The 19,750-nt window shown below is 66.0% G+C and carries 12 protein-coding genes and 1 pseudogene; 4 read left to right on the top strand and 9 right to left on the bottom strand.

What is annotated here, in order from left to right; all coding sequences use genetic code 11:
• Positions 1 to 182 precede the first annotated feature (182 nt).
• Positions 183 to 3,797 carry an Rne/Rng family ribonuclease gene (locus tag AAE021_RS04315; RefSeq protein ID WP_342024405.1) on the bottom strand — a complete coding sequence of 1,205 codons (3,615 nt, stop codon included), beginning with the start codon at positions 3,795 to 3,797 and terminating at the stop codon, positions 183 to 185.
• A 428-nt stretch (positions 3,798 to 4,225) separates the two neighbouring features.
• On the opposite strand from AAE021_RS04315, the gene AAE021_RS04310 reads away from it, so the two are divergent.
• Positions 4,226 to 4,849 (top strand): vitamin K epoxide reductase family protein, encoded by a 624-nt coding sequence (locus tag AAE021_RS04310; RefSeq protein ID WP_342024404.1) that lies wholly within the window; start codon positions 4,226 to 4,228, stop codon positions 4,847 to 4,849.
• A gap of 27 nt (positions 4,850 to 4,876) precedes the next feature.
• Here the strand turns inward: AAE021_RS04310 and AAE021_RS04305 are convergent, their stop codons facing one another.
• A complete protein-coding gene (locus AAE021_RS04305) occupies positions 4,877 to 5,512 on the bottom strand; it encodes a CG0192-related protein (protein ID WP_342024403.1) in 636 nt (211 codons plus the stop codon).
• Positions 5,513 to 5,636: 124 nt separating this feature from the next.
• Between AAE021_RS04305 and AAE021_RS04300 the strand changes: the two genes are divergently transcribed.
• Complete coding sequence (locus AAE021_RS04300) at positions 5,637 to 6,785, top strand: SDR family oxidoreductase (RefSeq protein ID WP_342024402.1); 1,149 nt, start codon at positions 5,637 to 5,639, stop codon at positions 6,783 to 6,785.
• Between the two features lie 365 nt (positions 6,786 to 7,150).
• Entirely contained in the window at positions 7,151 to 8,509 is a 1,359-nt protein-coding gene (gene mgtE, locus AAE021_RS04295; protein ID WP_342024401.1) for a magnesium transporter, read from the top strand.
• Between the two features lie 73 nt (positions 8,510 to 8,582).
• On the opposite strand, the gene ndk is transcribed toward mgtE, so the two are convergent.
• The 7 genes and pseudogenes from ndk to AAE021_RS04260 form a co-directional block, all read right to left on the bottom strand.
• Positions 8,583 to 8,999 carry a nucleoside-diphosphate kinase gene (ndk, locus tag AAE021_RS04290; RefSeq protein WP_342024400.1) on the bottom strand — a complete coding sequence of 139 codons (417 nt, stop codon included), beginning with the start codon at positions 8,997 to 8,999 and terminating at the stop codon, positions 8,583 to 8,585.
• Between the two features lie 39 nt (positions 9,000 to 9,038).
• Positions 9,039 to 9,521, bottom strand: a complete 483-nt coding sequence (locus AAE021_RS04285; RefSeq protein ID WP_342024399.1) for a DUF4233 domain-containing protein — start codon at positions 9,519 to 9,521, stop codon at positions 9,039 to 9,041.
• 5 nt (positions 9,522 to 9,526) lie between these two features.
• Positions 9,527 to 10,906, bottom strand: coding sequence for a bifunctional folylpolyglutamate synthase/dihydrofolate synthase (locus tag AAE021_RS04280; RefSeq protein ID WP_342024398.1), 1,380 nt, complete (start codon positions 10,904 to 10,906; stop codon positions 9,527 to 9,529).
• A complete protein-coding gene (ileS, locus tag AAE021_RS04275) occupies positions 10,907 to 14,215 on the bottom strand; it encodes an isoleucine--tRNA ligase (RefSeq protein WP_342024397.1) in 3,309 nt (1,102 codons plus the stop codon).
• Positions 14,216 to 14,539: 324 nt separating this feature from the next.
• A pseudogene (locus AAE021_RS04270) lies at positions 14,540 to 15,335 on the bottom strand (SDR family oxidoreductase).
• Between the two features lie 240 nt (positions 15,336 to 15,575).
• A complete protein-coding gene (locus AAE021_RS04265; RefSeq protein WP_342024396.1) occupies positions 15,576 to 16,271 on the bottom strand; it encodes an endonuclease domain-containing protein in 696 nt (231 codons plus the stop codon).
• Between the two features lie 322 nt (positions 16,272 to 16,593).
• A complete protein-coding gene (locus tag AAE021_RS04260; RefSeq protein ID WP_342024395.1) occupies positions 16,594 to 17,001 on the bottom strand; it encodes a DUF488 domain-containing protein in 408 nt (135 codons plus the stop codon).
• 80 nt (positions 17,002 to 17,081) lie between these two features.
• Between AAE021_RS04260 and valS the strand changes: the two genes are divergently transcribed.
• Complete coding sequence (gene valS, locus AAE021_RS04255) at positions 17,082 to 19,724, top strand: valine--tRNA ligase (RefSeq protein WP_342024394.1); 2,643 nt, start codon at positions 17,082 to 17,084, stop codon at positions 19,722 to 19,724.
• The last annotated feature ends 26 nt before the right edge of the window (positions 19,725 to 19,750 follow it).

The raw sequence follows: 19,750 nt of genomic DNA, 5'->3' as shown, positions 1-19,750 counted from the left end.
TTCCGCGCGTACCGCCCTCATCCGGACGTCACTGCTCTCGCTCTACTTTATAGCATTTCAGGAGGTCCTGCCGCCTGTAGACAGAAGAGGAGGCGGTAAACCCCTGATTTGGGGTTTACCGCCTCCTCTGGCAACGCCTGTTCAGGCCGCGCTGCGGATGTTGCGGGAGCGCTGGACGGCCCTTAGAGCTCCGAAGCCGGAACGCCGACGCCGAGGATCACGGGAGCGCCGCCGGCGGGCTCACGCCGCTTCTCCTGCTTCTGCGCGGCAGCCGGGGCCGCGGCATGGCGGACAGCCACCGGGGCCGCAGCGGGCTCGGTGCCACCGGTCTGGATGGCTTCGGCACCCGAGGCACCCTGCGGACTTCCCGCTGCACGGCGGCGGCGCGGAGTCCGGACAGGCGCTGCGGCAGCGGCTACCGGCTGAGCTGCAACAGGCTGGGCTGCAACAGGCTGGGCAGCAGCAGGCTGAACCGGCGCGGGGGTTTCCCAGGCCGGCGCCGGATCGCTCTGCGCCGGAGCCTGGACGTTGCGGGCCGCGGCACTGCTGCGCCGTGACCGGCGGGGGGCCCGGGCAGCGGGCTGTCCCCGGCCGGCATCGGCGGTGTCCGGCTCCCGGCGGCCTTCAGCTGATCGTCCTTCCGGAGCAGCAGCGGCCGCAACTTCGTTGAAGGCCTCGGTCAGGCTTTCCAGGGTGAAGCGGGACTCCTCCTGCACCGGCTGGCGCCGTTCCCGGCGCGGCACCACAACGGTCTCGCCCTGGATCTTCAGGACGGTACCGGTCTCGTCGCCGGCTTCCGAACCTGTTGGGTCCTCCGGAGAAACCTTCGGTGCTTCCGCCTGCTGAGCCGCGGCGCGGTCCCCCGGCTCGACGGCGTCGTGCGACGCAGCCGTTGCGGCGGCAGTTGCGGCCGCTATGGTCGCCAGTGCCGCACGGGCTGCCTCAGCCTTGGCTTTGGCCTGCCGCTCCGCTTCTCCGTTGGTTGCCTCCTCGGTCTTGACCGGCTCGTCGGCGGCGGCTGCCGCTGCCGCAGCCTGCTGCGGGGTGCCCTGGCCGCGGCTGCGGTTGCGCTTCCGGTCTCCGCGTGACTGCTTTTCCTGCCGCAGGTGCTGCTGGTGGTTGTCTTCGGACACGGCATGGGCAGCCGCACCGTTTCCGGCGCTGTTGTGACTGGTGCTGCGGCGGTGCTCCACCGGGACCTCATGCGTGATGACGCCGCGGCCGGCACAGGCCTCGCACTCCTCACCGAAGACCTCGAGCAGGCCGGTTCCCATGCGCTTGCGCGTCATCTGGACCAGGCCCAGGGACGTTACCTCGGCAACCTGGTGCTTGGTCCGGTCACGGCCCAGGCACTCAACGAGGCGGCGCAGCACCAGGTCACGGTTAGCTTCAAGGACCATGTCGATGAAGTCGATGACAATGATGCCGCCGATGTCGCGCAGCCGCAGCTGGCGGACCACTTCCTCAGCCGCTTCGAGGTTGTTCTTGGTGACGGTCTCTTCGAGGTTTCCGCCGCTGCCGGTGAACTTGCCTGTGTTCACGTCCACCACGGTCATGGCTTCGGTGCGGTCAATCACCAGCGAGCCGCCGGAGGGCAGGAAGACCTTGCGGTCCAGCGCCTTGGCGATCTGCTCGTCAATGCGGCTGGCGGCAAAGATGTCTTCGTCCTTGGTCCACTTTTCCAGGCGGCCCACCAGGTCCGGTGCCACGTAGGTGACATAGGCCTCGATGGTGTCCCATGCTTCATCGCCGGAGACGATCAGCTTGGAGAAGTCCTCGTTGAAGACGTCGCGGACCACCTTGATGGTCAGGTCCGGCTCGCCGTACAGCAGCTCGGGAGCCAGCGTCTTGGTGGACTTGGCTTTGGCTTCGATGGTTTCCCACTGGGCGCGGAGGCGGTTGATGTCATTCATCAGCTCCTCTTCGGATGCGCCCTCGGCTGCGGTGCGCACAATGACGCCGGCATCCTGCGGAAGGTGGTCCTTGAGGATCTTCTTGAGCCGGTTACGCTCGACGTCGGGCAGCTTGCGGGAAATGCCCGTCATGGAGCCGCCCGGGACGTACACCAGGTAGCGGCCCGGCAGCGAGATCTGGCTCGTCAGGCGGGCGCCCTTGTGGCCCACGGGATCCTTGGTGACCTGCACCAGGACCGAGTCCCCGGACTTCAGCGCCAGCTCAATGCGGCGCGGCTGGCCGTCGAGGCCGGCGGCGTCCCAGTTGACTTCGCCGGCGTACAGGACGGCGTTGCGGCCGCGTCCGATGTCCACGAAGGCAGCTTCCATGCTCGGCAGCACATTCTGGACCTTGCCGACGTAGACATTGCCGATCAGTGAATCCTGCTGGGTGTTGGAGACAAAGTGCTCGGCGAGGACGCCATCCTCCAGCACGCCAATCTGGATCCGCTCGTCACGCTGGCGGACGATCATCTGCCGGTCAACCGACTCGCGGCGGGCGAGGAACTCGGCCTCGGTGATGACGTGGCGGCGGCGTCCGGACTCGCGGGACTCCCGGCGGCGCTGCTTCTTGGCTTCAAGGCGCGTGGAGCCCTTAACGCTGGTGACGCGGTCCGAAACGGGTGCGTCGGCGTGGGCGCGCGGGGCACGGACCCGGGTCACCGTGTTGGGCGGATCATCGTCCGCTCCGCCGGTCAGCTCCAGGTCCGCGTCACCGCGGCGGCGGCGACGGCGGCGGCGGGAGGTGACTCCTTCGCTGCTGTCCGGACCGGCTGCACCGTCTGCGGGAGCAGCATCGTCGGACTCCGCAGCCTCGGAACCGGAACCTTCACCGCGTGCGGGGGATTCGCTGCGCGCACGGTTACGTCCCCGGCGGCTGCGGCGGCGGCTGCGGTTCCCGTCGGCTGAATCGTCATCGTCATCGGCATCATCCGCTTCGTCATGCACGGGGACGGCGCGAACGGCGGTCAGATCCGGTGCATGGAAGAGCGGCAGCGCCGGCACTGCAAAGGGATTGCGGCTGGAGGATGCATCAGCTTCCGCGGTTTCCTCCTGCGCCGGTCCGGTCTGCGCCGGAAGGGCTTCTTCTGCGGCGGCGGAACCGGGGGCGGCCGCGGTGTCATCTGCCGCGGCCTCCGCTGCCGCTTCAGTGCCGGGGAGTTCAGCGGCTGCGTCCGGAGCCTTCTCGGCGGCCTTGGCGGGGCGGCGGCGGGTGCGTGTCTTCGGTGCAGCCTTGGCCTCAGCTGCCGGAGCCTCTGCGGTTTCGGGCTGGGCAGGTTCCGAAGCGGCGGCTTCAGGCGAAGCGGCCGGGGCGGCTGCAGACTCGGGAACCGTTGTTGTGTCGGTTGCGTCCGCTGCCTTCTTGGCAGGGGCACGACGACGGCGCACGGCCTTCGCGGGTGCCGCTGTCTCGGGTGCGGCTGCCGCTTCAGCGGCTGTCGCTTCAGCGGCTGTTACTTCAGCGGCCTCGGGGGAAGCTGCGGTTGCAGCTTCCGGCACGGCTTCGGGGGAAGCCTCGGTTGCGGCTTCGGCGGCCGGAACCGTCTTGCGCCGTGTTGCCCGCACGCGCTTCGGCTTTTCCGCCGGCGCAGCTTCTGCGGGAACTTCTGCGGACACGTCAGCGGGAGCCTTGGCATCGGCTGCAGTCTTCTCAGCGGCGTCGGAAGACGCTGCCGGTGCAGAAGCAGCCACCGACTTGCGGCGGCTGCGAGTGGCCCTCTTTACCGGCTCTTTGACCGGTGTGGAATCTGTCGGTGCGGATTCGCCCTGTGCGGAATCCGCAGTCTTTTCCCCGGCAGTTAGACCGCCGTTGGCTGCTAGGTCATTATTCAGTGCATCACTCATAAAAGGCTACGCTCCGGCCCCTGCGGCACTGGCCACATTCCAATGCCCAGCGGGCAATGTGTCGGCTGTACGGGGGGCATCAATTGCCTGCCGCCAGCCGGAAGTCGTCTGGATGTCATCCGAGGTCGTGCCAGCTGTAGGGCGCGGTATCACTCGAAGACCAGCGGCGCTTTTCCTGCTACCTGTCGGCACGTTCACGACGTTGCCGTTACGGGTAGGTCTAATCGGCGGATTCCCTGGTTCCCATCCGGGTTGATGGGCAAACTGCATGGGAAGCGTCACCGACAGAACCGGAAGCCTGTCGCTGGACCGTCAGCGGAATGTGGTTCCGCCGTCAGCCACAGTCATTATCTCACACACCCGTCTTTTTGGCCTCCAGCAGCGCATACACTCGACACGTATAGACACACCCGCCAAAGGAGATTTTCGTGCCGTCCAGCGCCGCCAGTCAGCAAGCCACCCGCCGGGCCGCCGAACCGCATGTCCAGGAACGCGGCTTCGCCTGGATCCTGCTTATCACGGGCGTCATCGGCTGGGCAGCCTCCGCCGTCCTCGTTTTGGAACGGCTGCGGGTCTACGCCGATGCCAACTACATCACCAGCTGCGACATCAATCCCTGGGTGTCCTGCGGCACGGTCTTCCAAACATGGCAGGCCTCGATCTTCGGCTTCCCCAACCCGCTGATCGGGATCGTGGCGTTCGCCGTCGTCATCACCACCGCCGTCGCCATGCTGGCCGGCGCCTCCTTCAAGCGCTGGTACTGGCTGGGGCTGCAGGCCGGAGTCACCCTGGGAATGGTGTTTGTTGTCTGGCTGTGGAGCCAGGCGCTCTTCGACATCTACGTCCTGTGCATCTACTGCATTGTGGTGTGGACTGCCATGATTCCGATGTTTGTCTTCACGACCATCCGCAACATGGCACACGGCGTCCTGCCGGCGCCGGCAGGGCTGGTGAAGTTCACGTCCGAGTGGGCGTGGGTCATTGTCGCCCTGTTCTGGGTGGCCACCGCCGCCTCCATCTTCTTCAGGTTCATCAACTCCTTCCTCGGCTAGGCGGCCCCGCCGCCCGCCGGGAGGCAGCTAACTGGCCGGGAGCGCCCAGGCGAGAAGAACCGGAACATCCTGGCCGTTCCACTGTGCCGTCAGCGCAGGATCGGCGGTTGCCTCTCCCCCGAGGTCCAGGACCCGCACCACTGAAAGCTCCCAGTCCCCGGTGCTGATCCGCTCCACCGTCAGGTCGGCCGGACCCGGTTGGGGGCCCTCCACCAGTTCCCCGCCGTCGGGCAGGCCGCTGGCCAGGACATCAAGGGTGGGCGGTATCTCTTCCCGAACGCCGTTGTTCTCGAAGTACTGGTCCGCCTGTCCTTCACCGGAGAGGATTGACGCCGCGAGCGCCTGGGCGTACACCGGGTCCCCGCAGGCGTCATAAACCCACCGGCGCCCCAGCACCGAGTGCTCCATGGTCCCGATGAAGTGGTCCTCCGCGCCTTCCAGCGGCGCACCCCGGTAGCTCAGCGGCACCTGCAGGACGTTGGCGCCGGCTGCCACAAGATGTGTTTCAAGGCCCACGTCTCCTTCAGGGTCATCGAACCGGAAGGAACCCACGCGTTCAATGGCCAGCTCGGCTGTGCCGGGAAACCATGAGGCGGAGGGCAGCCAGGCGGAGATAAGTTCCATTTTGCCGGGGTTCAGATCTGCTTGGTAAATGTGTGCCATGCGCCCAGCCTAAGCGCAGCTGCCCGGAGCGTCAGGAATTTCCCGGTGCAGTGTCCCGTTATCGCCTTCACCGGCATGCGCCAGTCCGCATCCGGTCCCCCGCTTCAACCGTTCCAGGAGAACCATGCTTCGCACTCCCCCCGCACACCAGCCCGCAGCCACAGCGCGCACCGCCCTCGTTGCCGGCGCCACCGGAATTGCCGGCGCCGCACTCGTGGACCTGCTGGTCCGGGAGGGCTGGACCGTTCTTGCCCTGTCCCGGAAGGGAATGCCCGCCCCTGAAACACCCGATTCAGCCGAAGCCGCCGGCTCTCCCGGCTCCGGGGCAGGTGCCCGGGTGGTCTCCGTCGCCGCCGACCTGACGTCGCCGGAGAACCTCACGGCCGCGTTAAAAAACCTGCACCCGACGCACGTCTTCTTCACGTCCTGGTCCCGGCAGGAGACCGAGGCGGAGAACATAGCCGTCAACTCGGCCATGGTTGCCAATCTGCTGGAAGCGCTGGAGCATGCGCCGCTGGAACATGTGGCCCTGATGACCGGCCTCAAGCACTACATGGGTCCCTTTGAGGCGTACGGCGAAGGTGCCATGCCTGACACTCCGTTCTCCGAAGACGAGCCCCGGCTTCCGGTGGACAACTTCTACTACGCCCAGGAAGACGTGCTGATGGCCGCCGCCGAGCGGCAGGGCTTTGCCTGGTCCGTGCACCGGGCGCACACGGTAATCGGATTCGCCGTCGGCAACGCCATGAACATGGGACAGACACTGGCCGCGCAGGCCACCCTGTGCCGGGAGCTTGGCCTGCCCTTCATCTTCCCGGGCTCCGAAACACAGTGGAATTCCGTCACCGACATGACGGACGCCGGCCTGCTGGCCGAGCACATGGTGTGGGCGGCAACGGATCCGCGCACCGCCAATGAGGCCTACAACGTGGTCAACGGCGATGTGTTCCGCTGGCGCTCCCTCTGGCCGCGGCTGGCCGAGTGGTTCGGCGTCGAACCCGCCGGTTTTGACACCGCACCCCGGCCGCTGGAGGAGCAGATGGCCGGAATGGACGCAGCCTGGGAGAAGCTCGCTGCGGATCACGGTTTGGTGGAGCGGGACCTCGGCCGGCTGGCCTCGTGGTGGCACACCGATGCGGATCTTGGCCGGAAAATGGAGGTGCTCACCGATATGAGCAAGAGCCGGCTCGCCGGGTTCACGGGCTACCGCCGCACTGAGGACGCCTTCACCGGGCTCTTTGCCCTTCTGCGGGCCGAGCGCCTCATTCCCTGAGGCGGGAAGGAGCCGGACCGGTGGTGATGTGACGTGCTCCCGCACACCACCGGCACACGGCAACACTCTGAGTGAAGTACGATCGAAGCATCATCCGGGCCCGGCACGCCGCTTTGGCGCGCCCGGCCGTAAGACTTGAGAACGGCAGGAGGTGAACCGCACGCATGGACGACGGACATAGTCGATATACCGCCCCGCGTGAGCCTCGCCTTCCACCCCAGGTCCCCTCGAGTATTATTCGGACCTCCCTTTAGGGCCTGAGCTTGTGCGGCAGCGGTATTTCCGCATTCCCGCTCATTTTCCGCACACACCACGGCCGCGCGCCCGCTGGCCATTTGTGTGCGCCCACCGGAGGAAACCGGATCATGATCAAGTCCCCCACCCTGACGTTTGATGCCCGGGCCGAGCTGCTCGCCGATGCACTGGATCAGAACAGCCTGCCCGGGGTTGCCCGTGCCCTGGAGCCGCTGACCGTAGCCGAAACCATGGAGCAGCTTGAACGGCTGAACACCATCGACCGGGCCCTGGCCTTCCGCACGCTGCCCAAGGGCCGGGCCCTGGAGGTCTTCGAACGCCTCGATGCCCTGCTCCAGGCGGATCTGGTGGCCGGGCTGCAGGATGCGCAGGTGGCTGAGGTCTTTGCCGGGCTGAGTCCCGATGACCGGGTGGCCCTGCTTGATGAGCTGCCGGCCTCGGTGGCCAACCGGCTGCTCCTGGGCCTGGATGCCAAGGAGCGCGCACTCACCAACACGGTCCTCGGCTACCCGCAGGGCGCCGTCGGCCGCTACATGAGCCCACAGTTCGTCACGGCGCACCCCTGGTTCACCGCAGCCCAGGCCCTGGCCAGGGTACGGGCCAGGCTGGACGACGCCGAGAGCGTTTACACCATTCCCGTTGTTGATGAGACCCATCATCTGGTGGGCGTGGTGTCGCTGCGGGATGTGCTGCGCGCGGAGGAAACGGATCCCGTTTCGGCCCTGATGAAGGACCCGCTCTCCGCTCCGGCCACCTTGGATGCCGAGGAAGCTGCACGGTACTGCGCTGACGCCAAGGTCCTGGTGCTGCCGATCGTCGACGCCGAAGGCCGGCTGGTGGGCATCCTGACCGTGGACGATGCCCTCAGAATCCTTGAGGACGCCGAAAGCGAGGACGCTGCACGGTCCGGCGGCGCTGAACCGCTGCGCCGGCCCTATCTGGCCACACCTGTGCGCACCATCGTGCGCGCCCGCGTCGTGTGGCTGCTGGTGCTCGCCCTGGGCGCCACGCTGACGGTCAAGGTCATGGGCGCCTTCGAGGCGACCCTGGCCGAGCAGGTGGTGCTGTCCCTTTTCATTCCCCTGCTCATTGGCACCGGCGGCAACACCGGCAACCAGGCCGCGACCACCATTACCCGCGCCCTGGCCCTGGGCGATGTGCGGCCGCGGGACGTCCTCAAGGTCTTTGCCCGGGAGGCACGGGTTGGTGCCTGGCTGGGCGTGCTGCTGGGCAGCCTGGGGTTTGCCGTAGCCGCCGTCATTTTCACCGTGCCGCTGGGCGTGGTGATCGGCCTGACCCTGCTGGGCGTCTGCACCATGGCAGCCAGCGTCGGCGCCCTGATGCCGTTGCTGGGCAAGGCCCTCAAAGCGGATCCGGCAGTCTTTTCCAATCCCTTCATTTCCACGTTTGTTGATGCCACGGGGCTGATCATCTACTTCCTGATCGCCTCGGCTGTCCTGGGGCTGTAGCAAAAGACGCGGGGGCCCCGGCCGGTTTATCACCGTGCCGGGGCCCCCGCGTCTTTGCTGCGTTCAGGCGCTGTTAGCTGAACCAGATGCCGATTTCACGGGCGGCGGACTCCGGGGAATCCGACCCGTGCACCAGGTTCTGCTGCACTGCCGTGCCCCAGTCGCGGCCAAAATCGCCGCGGATGGTGCCCGGGGCAGCCTTGGTGGGGTCCGTGGTTCCGGCCAGGGACCGGAAACCTTCGATGACGCGTTCGCCCTCGAAGATTGCGGCAACAACCGGGCCGCTGAGCATGAACTCCACCAGCGGTTCGTAGAACGGCTTGCCCTCATGCTCGGCGTAGTGCTCCTCAAGCACCGCGCGGGTGGCGTCCACCTTCTTCAGCTCGGCCAGTTTGTAGCCCTTGGCTTCAACGCGCGCCAAGATGGCGCCGGAGAGATTGCGCTCCACGCCGTCGGGTTTGATCAGTACTAGTGTGCGCTCGGTGCTCACGGTAAATCTCCTTGCCAAGTTGCGGTTTCCGGTCCAAGCCTAGTCTGTGGCGGCTTCGCCGGCAGTGCCGGGAGCCCCGGAACCCTCTGAACCCTCCGGATGCGCCTTTTCCCATTCCGCCTGCTCACGGTCCCGCTGCCGGTTCTCCCGGTCCAGGCGCATGCCGGTTTTCAGCGCGTACCACCAGGTGGCGGCAAAAATTGCTCCCACCAGGAACATCTCCGGCTGCACAAAACCGGTGGCGATGATGGCCAGCTGCAGGATCCAGCCGATCACCGGGCCGGCCGGCTTGGACAGGAAGGCACAGGTGCCGATCAGCGCTGCAAAGAGCACCAGGCCGCCGCCAAAGATGATCGCCGGTGACAGCTCGTCGCGCTGCAGGCCAAAGACGGCGAGCGTTGCGAAGAGCACCAGGAACGCTTCCAGCGTCAGGACCACCGACGCAAACATGATGCGGATGGACCGCCGCTTTTTGGGCATGCCCGGGCGCCACTCGCGCTGGGCTTTGGTCAGCTTTGCCATGTCCCTTACTTTCCGAGGAGGGTGCGCGCTTCGGCCACCAGGGTGATGGAACCGATGATGAGCACGCCACCGGCCAGGTCATTGTTCTCCTCGGCCTTGGCCACAGCCCATTCAATGGCGTTGTCCAGGCCCGGCTCAACCTGCAGGTCTTCGTCGGCGAATCCGGCGTCAACGGCGTCCTGCACCAGATCCTCAGCGGACAGCGCCCGCGGCGAACTGGACTGCGTGAGGCAGACTCCGGTGATCTGGTCGCCGAGCGTCTCGCGCAGTTCGGTGAGGATGCCGACGGCGTCCTTCTCGGCCAGGATTCCGACCACCAGGACCAGCGACGTGAAGCTGAACGCTTCCAGCACGGCCTCAGCGGCGGCCTTGGCTCCGGCGGGGTTGTGCGCGGCATCCACCACGATGGTGGGCGCGGTGCGCACCACCTCCAGGCGGCCCGGGGAACTCACGGTGGAGAAACCGGTGCGCAGCAGTTCCACGTCCAGTTCCTTCGTGCCGCCGCCAATGAAGGCCTCCAGCGCGGCAACGGCTACGGCGGCATTCTCCGCCTGGTGCTTGCCGTGCAGCGGAAGCAGCAGCTCCTCGTAGCGTCCGGCCAGCCCGGCAATGGTCAGCATCTGCCCGCCCACTGCCATGACCCGGGATTCGACGCCGAACTCCACGCCCTCGAAACGGTACGGAATGCCCACTTCGCGGGCTTTCTCCAGCAGCACCTGCGCCGCTTCCATCGGCTGCGCCGCACTGATCAGGAAGCCGTGTTCCTTGATAATGCCGGCCTTTTCCAGCGCGATGTCGGCAACGTCGTCGCCCAGCAGCTCGGTGTGGTCCAGCGATATGGGCGTGACCACGGACACCGAACCGTCACCCACATTGGTGGCGTCGGTGATGCCGCCCAGTCCCACTTCAATAACGGCAACATCCACGGGCTCGTCGGCAAAAACGGCGAACGCCAGGATGGTCACCGCCTCGAAGTAGGTCAGGCGCGGTTCCCCGGCGGCGGTGAGTTCGCCGTCGACGATGTCCAGGTACGGGTGGATTTCGTCCCAGATCCGCACAAACGTTTCATCGGAGACCGGTTCTCCGTCAATGCTGATCCGCTCGGTCACCTTGCTCAGGTGCGGGCTGGTGTACCGGCCCGTGCGCAGCCCATAGGCCCGCAGTCCGGCTTCGATCATGCGCGCCGTGGACGTCTTGCCGTTGGTTCCGGTGATGTGGATGATCGGGAACGCCTTGTTCGGCTCCCCGAGCACCTCCATCGCCCGGAACAGCGGCGCCATCCGCGGCTCCATTTTGTTTTCCGGTGCGCGGCTCAGCAGCTCGGCATAAACGCTTTCCACGGAAAAACCGTCGATTGCGCCGGAGGGTCCGTCAGACATGCTCATTTAGATTTTCTCCAGTGTGACGGTGAATTCTTCAGCGTCGTCGGCAAGGGTAACTGCCGTGAGAACCAGCTCGTCGGTCAGGGTTTCGGACTTGATCAGTTCGGCATTCGCCTCAAGCGCGGCCACGGAGGACGCCGAGGTGGCCACCTCGGTGCGGATGTGGTCGCTGATGTGCAGGTCCGCGTCGCGGCGGGCCTGCTGGATGGCGCGGATGCCGTCGCGGGCGGTGCCCTCGGCGGCGAGTTCCGGCGTAACTTCGGTGTTCAGCACCAGGAAGCCGCCGCCGGGAAGCACGGAAACAGCCTTGGCGGATTCGCCGTCGCCGGTTTCCACGACCGTTTCCAGCGTGTATTCCTGCGGCTGCAGTTCCAGGCCGCCTGCGGTGACCGTGCCGGCGTCGTCCACCGACCAGTCGCCCGACTTGGAGGCCTTGATGGCGGTCTGGACGTTCTTGCCCAGGCGCGGACCCGCGGCACGGGCATTCACCACGAGCTTCTGAGTGATGCCGAACTCAGCCGGGTCGGCGTCGGCGGCCTCCATCAGGCGGACTGACTTCAGGTTCAGCTCGTCAGCGATAATGGCGGCAAACTGGCCCTGCAGCGCCTCCGCGTTGGGGGCGACAACGGTCATTTCGGACAGCGGCAGGCGCACCCGCAGATTCGCAGCCTTGCGCAGCGATGAACCCACGGACGCGATGCGGCGCGTGCGGTCCATGCGGTCCACGAGCGCCTCGTCCTGCGGGAACAGTTCAGCATCCGGCCAGTCCGTCAGGTGCACGGAGCGCCCGCCGGTGAGGCCGCGCCAGATCTCCTCGGAGATCAGCGGCAGCAGCGGAGCGGCCACCCGGCACACCGTTTCCAGGCACGTGTAGAGCACGTCGAAGGCCTGTGTGTCTTCGTCGAAGAACCGGTTGCGGCTGCGGCGGATGTACCAGTTGGTCAGCGTGTCCATGTACTGGCGCAGGGTTTCGCAGGCCTCGGACACGTCATAGTTGTCCAGCTGCTCCGTCATGGTCCGGACCAGGTCACCCGTGGCGGCCAGCATGTAGTTGTCCAGCGGTTCGGTGGACTCGTAGCGCGGCTTCGCCTCGTAGCCGTTGCCGCCGTTCGCGGCGTTGGTGTAGAGCGTGAAGAAGTGCCACACGTTCCACAGCGGCAGGATGACCTGGCGCACGGCCTCGCGGATCGCCTGTTCGGTGACCACCAGGTTTCCGCCGCGCAGGATCGGTGATGCCATCAGGAACCAGCGCATGGCGTCGGAACCGTCGCGGTCCAGCACCTCGGAGACGTCCGGGTAGTTGCGCAGGGACTTGGACATCTTCTGTCCGTCCGAACCGAGCACGATGCCGTGGCTGATCACGTTGCGGAAGGCCGGACGGTCAAACAGTGCCGTCGCCAGGACGTGCAGCGTGTAGAACCAGCCGCGGGTCTGGCCGATGTACTCCACGATGAAGTCGCCCGGGTTGTGGTTCTCGAACCACTCGGCGTTCTCGTGCGGGTAATGCACCTGGGCATAGGGCATGGACCCGGAGTCGAACCAGACGTCCAGGACGTCCTCGACGCGGCGCATGGTGGACTGGCCCTCTTCGGGGGTGCGCGGATCGTCCGGGTTCGGCCGGGTCAGCTCGTCGATGAAGGGGCGGTGCAGGTCCGGCTCGCCGGCCTTGTTCACCGGCAGCCGGCCGAAGTCGGCCTTCATTTCCTCCAGCGAACCGTACACGTCGGTGCGCGGGTAGTTGGGATCATCGGAGACCCAGACCGGAATGGGGCTTCCCCAGTAACGGTTGCGGCTGATCGACCAGTCGCGGGCGTTTTCCAGCCACTTGCCGAACTGCCCGTCCTTGACGTTCTCCGGGATCCAGTTGATCTGCTGATTCAGCTCGACCATGCGGTCCTTGATCTTGGTGACCTCAACGAACCACGAGGAGACAGCCTTGTAGATCAGTGGGTTCCGGCAGCGCCAGCAGTGCGGGTAGCTGTGCTCGTAGCTGGCCTGGCGCAGCAGGCGGCCATCGGCGCGCAGCACCTTGGTGATGGGCTTGTTGGCGTCAAAGACCTGCAGGCCGGCGATTTCGGACAGCTCGCCCTCGCCGAACATGGGCAGGAACTTGCCGCCCTCATCCACGGAGAGGATGACGGGGATGCCGTGCTGCTCGCAGACCTTCTGGTCGTCTTCACCGTAGGCGGGTGCCTGGTGGACGATTCCGGTGCCGTCCGTGGTGGTCACGTAATCGGCAGTGACGATCTGCCAGGCGTTGGCAGTGCCCCACTTTTCGGTGTCCGTGTAGTAGTTCCACAGCGGCGCATAACGCAGTCCGGCGAGGTCCTTGCCCAGGTGGACGGATGTGACGGCGGCGCGGGCGGCGTCGGCGTTGTCGTATCCCAGGTCCTTGGCGTAGGAACCGACCAGGTCCTCGGCCAGCAGGTAGCGCGCCTCCGGGTTTTCCTGGGGCGTGCCGTTGGGACCTGCGGGAACGACGGCGTAGTGGACGGAGGGTCCCACGGCGAGGGCCATGTTGGTGGGCAGGGTCCACGGCGTGGTGGTCCAGGCAATGGCGTTCACGCCGTCGAGCTCCGCGGACAGCGAGTTGTCGCCGCCGGTGATCGGGAAGGTGACCGTGACGGTCTGGTCCTGGCGGTCCTTGTACACGTCGTCGTCCATGCGCAGCTCATGGTTGGACAGCGGCGTCTCGTCCTTCCAGCAGTACGGGAGCACCCGGAAACCGCTATAGGTCAGGCCCTTTTCATGCAGGGTCTTGAACGCCCAGATGACCGATTCCATGTAGTCGACGTTGAGCGTTTTGTAGTCGTTCTCGAAGTCCACCCAGCGGGCCTGGCGGGTGACGTAGTCCCGCCACTCGCCGGCGTACTCCATGACGGAGGCACGGCAGGCATCGTTGAACTTATCGATGCCCATCTTCTCGATCTGGACCTTGTCGGACATGCCCAGCTGCTTCATCGCCTCGAGTTCGGCGGGCAGTCCGTGGGTGTCCCAGCCGAACCGGCGCTCCACGCGGCGGCCGCGCTGGGTCTGGTAGCGGGCCACCAGGTCCTTGGCGTAGCCGGTCAGCAGGTGACCGTAGTGGGGCAGGCCGTTGGCGAAGGGCGGGCCGTCATAGAAGACAAATTCGTTGGCTCCGTTTTCGCCGGCGGGGCGTGCGTCGATGGACGCCTGGAAGGTGCCGTCTTCATCCCAGTACTTCAGAACAAGTTCTTCGAGTTCCGGAAACTTAGGTGAAGAAGGGGCGGCGTTTTCTGCCGGAGCGGCGGCCGTAGTGGCCTTGGGATAGATAGAGGGCATATTCGTCATCCTGATAGCGGCAAGTAGTTCTGGTGAAGTACAGGATGCGAGGGCGGAATCGCTGCCGGCACAAAGCCTGCGGTGATCCGCGGTACCACCTCGCTTGCCGCCGTCGTCGTCCGCGCCGTGCTGCACAAAACCGCAGTGCACTGCGCCGCCGAGTCGGGCTGCCGCTCGTTGACTGCTGTGACGGGCTTACCCGTCCGGTTCTACTGGGCCCTTGCTGATAAATCCGAGGCCGTTCTTCCGGAAGCTCACCGGTGATGGCCGGGTCAAAGCTGCTTCCGCCAGTTTAGGCCACGGCCGGGGCGATGTCGAAGTTCTCCGGCCGGACTAGCCCAGCGGGCGGCGGATGACCTTGTGGGTGGCAGCCTGGGCCACAGGCCGCAGCACCACCCGGTCCAGGTTCACGTGGTGCGGAAGGTTCAGCGAGTACGCCATCACATCGGCCACGTCCTCGGCGGTGAGCGGTTTTTTCGACTCCGGCGTACACCTTTTCCGCGGCGTCCTTGTCGCCGAGGCGGTTCAGCGAGAACTCCTCGGTTTTCACCATGCCTGGCAGGATCTCGATGACACGGACGTTATTCTCGGCCTCTTCCAGGCGCAGGGTGCCGGCGAGCGCCTGCTCGGCGGACTTGGCCGCGCAGTAGCCCGCACCACCTTCGTACGGTGCCAGCGCCGCCGTTGAGGTCAGCATCAGGATGGATCCCCGGCCGGAGTTCCGGAGGGCGGGCAGGAAGGCCTGCGTCACCCGCAGGGCGCCCAGGACGTTGACGTTGTACATCGCTTCCCAGTCGCTGAGCTTGCCCTCACCCACCGAATCCACGCCCCAGGCGCCGCCGGCATTGTTGACCAGGGCGTCCACTCCCCCGGTTGCCAGCACTTCAGCCGCCATCCGCTCAACGGACTCCCCGTCAGTAACGTCTGCGGTGACGGGCTGGGCTCCGGTCTCCTCAGCGAGCGCCTTCAGTTTCTCTTCCCGGCGCGCGACGGCGACGACGTCCCAGCCGGAAGCACGCAGCGCCCGCACGGCAGCCGCTCCGATTCCCGAGCTTGCCCCGGTGACGACCGCGCGCTGGGGCCGGTTAGACGGGCTGGACGTGGACTCTGTGGCCAGGGGAGAAGTCATGCAGCCAACTGTAGTCATTGGGCATGCCGGCGCCACAGCTTCCGGCACTCTGTTACTTCGATGCTGCGCTGCGGCGCGTACTTCGGTGCTGTGCTGCCGCATGGCCTCCCGCACTCCTTCCCACTCTTCGTTACTGGTGTGGCGCTTGTGGCACCACAGGCCTCAGCAGGCATCAAAGGGTGGGAACCAGTGCGCAACGCCGGGTGCAGCTGCCTCATCGACGGCTGTGGCAGAGCAGATTCAGCGGGCCAGAGCAGCCCGGACAAGCAGCACGAACCCTTCGGGGTCGTGAAGCACCATTTCTGCAGTGATGCGCAGGGTTTTCCATCCTGCTGCCGTCGCCGCATTCCACCGGTTCCTGTCCTTCCGGTAGTGCTCTCTGCTGTTGTGAAACTCGTAGCCGTCGATTTCCACCAGCAGCCGCCCTTCGATGACCAGGTCCACTCTGCCAACTTCCGGTATGTGGACCTCGGTCTCCACCGCCAGCCCTGCCGCCCGGAGGTGGAAGCGCGCACAGACTTCCAGTGGCGACGCCGTCCTGAGCGGGATATCCCGAATGAGTTGCCTGACCTTCCAGTCCTTGGGACCGGAAAAGTGTCGCTCCAGGGCTGGAACTCCTATGTAGTGCCTGCTCACCGCACACTCAGCGAGCACCAGAGCCGAGAGTGGCGGCAGACAACGGAACGCCGAATCGATAATTTGCAGCGGTGTTGCGATCAGCCGTTTCGCTGTCCGTGGGCCTCGATGGACAACCGCACCCGGCAGGCTCATTGCCCGGTCTGCCGTCACATGCACCAGCGGGGGCTCCTGAAGCGCCCACCAGCCCAGCACCCGCGCCGCGCTGATGCAGGTGAGTGACACTCCCCGCTCCGCCGCAAACAGCAGCTCGGCAGGAGCATCGTGCAGGGCATAGGTTCCCGGGGAGGGCCGCTGCACTGCTCCGTCCTTCACTGCCCGATCGATGTGCCCCCGGCTGAAGCCGTTGGCGGTTAAGGTGCTGAACCGAGCGGCGCCGTGGTGAAACCTCAAGAAGACTTCAATGCTCTGCATAGCCCGAGAGTGGTTCCGCGGAGGCGCCCGCATCAGGGCAAGGCCATTAAATGTGGATATAAAGACGAGCTGGGGGGCTGTGCGGGACAAAAGGACCGCTGATGCTGGCCCCACCTGAACACGGGTTCCCACCCTGCGTGGCTGGTGTTACCCATGTGACACCAGCAGCCCCAGCAGGTATCAAAGAGTGGGAACCAGTGCGTCCGGGTTAGGAGCTGCCCTCCACCAGGTAGTCCCTCAGCACTACGGCCTCGTTCTGCGTTTCGCTGCGCGCCCCGTAGAGCAGGACCGTGTCCGGACGTGATGCGCAGGCGCGGGAAAAGTCCGGGACGGCGGGATTCTCCGCCAACTCCTGCCGGTACCGCTCCTGGAATCCGGCCCAGCGGTCCTCCCGGTGCGCAAACCACTTCCGCAGCTCGGTGCTTGGCGCCAGGTCTTTGAGCCACTCGTCCAGATCCGCCTTCTCTCTGGAGACCCCGCGCGGCCACAGCCGATCCACCAGGACCCGGTAGCCGCCGTCGGGCTCCTCGTAGATGCGCCGGGTGCGGATCCGGCCCCGGGTGCTTCCCGGGATCTTCTCCTGGCTTCTCCCCGGCTGTTCCTTATCTGTCGCCATCTCCGGATGCTACGGCGGCTGTGCAGTGAAAGGACAGACACGTGCCGCAGGCCATACCTCCCGCGTGGAAGAATGGAACCATGGCTGAAAACTTTCCGGGCACAGACACGCCCGACAACGCACCCAAGACCGTATCCGTCCCCGACAAGCCCGCCCTCGAGGGCCTTGAAGCAACCCTGAGCCGCCGCTGGCGCGAAGAGGGAACGTACGCGTTCAACGAAGACACGGTCCGCGGGGACGTCTACTCGATCGACACTCCCCCGCCCACGGCCTCCGGCTCCCTGCACGTGGGACACATGTTCTCCTACACCCAGACCGACGTCATGGCCCGCTACCAGCGCATGACCGGCAAGAACGTGTTCTACCCGATGGGCTGGGACGACAACGGCCTGCCCACCGAACGCCGGGTGCAGAACTACTACGGCGTACGCTGCGATCCCACCAAGCCGTACGATCCGGATTACCGTCCACCGGCCACCGCCCCCAAGAACCAGCGCGACTTCGATGTCATTTCCCGCCGGAACTTCATCGAGCTGTGCGAAGAGCTGGCGGTGGAGGACGAGAAGGTCTTCGAGGACCTCTTCTCCACGCTCGGCCTGTCCGTCGATTGGACCCGCACCTACCGCACCATCGATGACAACTCGCGCGCCGTCAGCCAGCGCGCCTTCCTGGAGAACCTCAAGGCCGGCGACGCCTACATGTCGGAGGCTCCCACGCTGTGGGACGTCACCTTCCGCACCGCCGTGGCCCAGGCCGAGGTCGAGGACCGCGAGCAGGCCGGCGCCTACCACCGGATCAGCTTCCACGCCCCCGACGGCGAGAAGATCTTCATCGAGACCACCCGTCCCGAACTGCTGCCTGCCTGCGTGGCGCTGGTGGCGCACCCCGACGACGAGCGCTACCAGCGCCTCTTCGGCACCACGGTGAAGTCCCCGCTGTTCGACGTCGAGGTCGAGGTCCGCGCGCATCCGCTGGCCAAGCCGGACAAGGGTTCGGGCATCGCCATGATCTGCACCTTCGGTGACCAGACCGACGTCACCTGGTGGCGTGAACTGAACCTGCCCACCCGCGCCGTCGTCGGCCGTGACGGCCGCCTGCTGGCTGACACTCCGGACTGGATCACCACGGATAAGGCGAAGGAAAACTACGCCGCTGTGGCCGCCAAGACCGTTTTCAGCGCCAAGGAAGCCGTCGTGGAGCTGCTGCGCGAAAGCGGAGACCTGGAGGGCGAGCCGAAGAAGATCACCCACCCGGTGAACTTCTTCGAAAAGGGCGACAAGCCGCTTGAGGTTGTCACCAGCCGCCAGTGGTACATCCGCAACGGCGGACGCGACGAGGACCGCCGCGGACGCCTGATCGCCCGCGGCAAGGAGATCGATTTCCACCCGGCGTTTATGCGTTCCCGCTACGAAAACTGGATCGAAGGGCTCAACGGCGACTGGCTCGTGTCGCGCCAGCGCTTCTTCGGCGTGCCGGTCCCGGTCTGGTACCCGCTGGATTCCTCCGGCAACCCGGACTACGACAACCCGGTGCTCCCGGCCTCCGAGTCCCTGCCCGTTGACCCCGCCGCCGAACCGGCTCCGGGCTACGAGGAATCCCAGCGCAACCAGCCAGGCGGCTTTGTGGGCGACGCCGATGTGCTGGACACCTGGGCCACCTCCTCCCTGACGCCGCAGATCGTCGGCGGCTGGAGCCGCGACGAGGATCTCTTCAGCAAGGTGTTCCCGTTTGACCTGCGCCCGCAGGGGCACGACATCATACGGACCTGGCTGTTCTCCTCCGTGGTGCGCGCCGATGCGCTGAACCATGCCGCTCCGTGGAAGCACGCGGCCATCTCCGGCTGGATCCTGGACCCGGACCGCAAGAAGATGTCCAAGTCCAAGGGCAACGTGGTGGTTCCCACCGATGTGCTCAATGACTACGGCTCCGACGCCGTCCGCTACTGGGCGGCATCGGCCAAGCTGGGTGCGGACACTGCCTACGAGATTGCGCAGATGAAGATTGGCCGCCGCCTGGCGATCAAGCTCCTGAACGCCTCCAAGTTCGTGCTGAACCTGGGCGCCACCGAGGCCAACGTGGTCACCGCTGACACCGCGGTGATCACCAATGATCTGGACTCCGCGCTGCTCAAGCAGCTGGCAGACGTCGTGAAGGCCTCCACCAAGGCCTTCGAGAACTACGACTATGCCAAGGCCCTGCAGCTGACCGAGTCCTTCTTCTGGTCCTTCACTGATGATTACGTGGAGCTGATAAAGGACCGCGCTTACGGCGCGTCCGGCGAAGCGGAGCAGGCATCGGTGCTGGCCACTCTGGCCACCACGCTGGATGCCCTGCTGCGCCTCTTCGCGCCGTTCCTGCCCTTCGCCACTGAAGAGGTGTGGGGCTGGTGGCGCCACGGCTCGGTGCACCGCGCGCCGTGGCCGAACGTCGACGCGCTGTCCGCAGCCGTTGCGGAGGCCGACGCCGGGATCCTGGCCACGGTGGCCACAGCCCTGGGCGGCATCCGCAAGGCGAAGTCCGAGGCCAAGGTCAAGCAGCGCACGGAGGTCCTCACGGCCACTGTCACGGCCTCAGCCGCCCAGGTTGCCCAGCTGCAGGCCGGCCTTGCCGACCTGAAGGCAGCCGGAAACGTGCGTGAGCTGACCCTGGCAACGGGCGACGGCGAACTGACGGTTTCGAATGTGGACCTGGCCCCGGTGGAGCCGGTGCCGTCGGCCGAGTAAACGCATAACCGAAAGCTAAAGGGAGA

The organism is Arthrobacter citreus (genome assembly GCF_038405225.1).
GTDB classification, from domain to species: domain Bacteria; phylum Actinomycetota; class Actinomycetes; order Actinomycetales; family Micrococcaceae; genus Arthrobacter_B; species Arthrobacter_B citreus_A.
The sequence above is the reverse complement of the archived record's forward strand: the minus strand, read 5'-3'. Positions and strand labels throughout refer to the sequence as shown.

Bases quoted from the DNA above. Each gene is read 5' to 3' on its own strand.
- AAE021_RS04315 (WP_342024405.1), bottom strand. From the start codon at position 3,797: ATGAGTGATGCACTGAATAATGACCTAGCAGCCAACGGCGGTCTAACT.
- AAE021_RS04305 (WP_342024403.1), bottom strand. From the start codon at position 5,512: ATGGCACACATTTACCAAGCAGATCTGAACCCCGGCAAAATGGAACTT.
- AAE021_RS04300 (WP_342024402.1), top strand. From the start codon at position 5,637: ATGCTTCGCACTCCCCCCGCACACCAGCCCGCAGCCACAGCGCGCACC.
- mgtE (WP_342024401.1), top strand. From the start codon at position 7,151: ATGATCAAGTCCCCCACCCTGACGTTTGATGCCCGGGCCGAGCTGCTC.
- AAE021_RS04285 (WP_342024399.1), bottom strand. From the start codon at position 9,521: ATGGCAAAGCTGACCAAAGCCCAGCGCGAGTGGCGCCCGGGCATGCCC.
- AAE021_RS04280 (WP_342024398.1), bottom strand. From the start codon at position 10,906: ATGAGCATGTCTGACGGACCCTCCGGCGCAATCGACGGTTTTTCCGTG.
- ileS (WP_342024397.1), bottom strand. From the start codon at position 14,215: ATGACGAATATGCCCTCTATCTATCCCAAGGCCACTACGGCCGCCGCT.
- AAE021_RS04260 (WP_342024395.1), bottom strand. From the start codon at position 17,001: ATGGCGACAGATAAGGAACAGCCGGGGAGAAGCCAGGAGAAGATCCCG.
- valS (WP_342024394.1), top strand. From the start codon at position 17,082: ATGGCTGAAAACTTTCCGGGCACAGACACGCCCGACAACGCACCCAAG.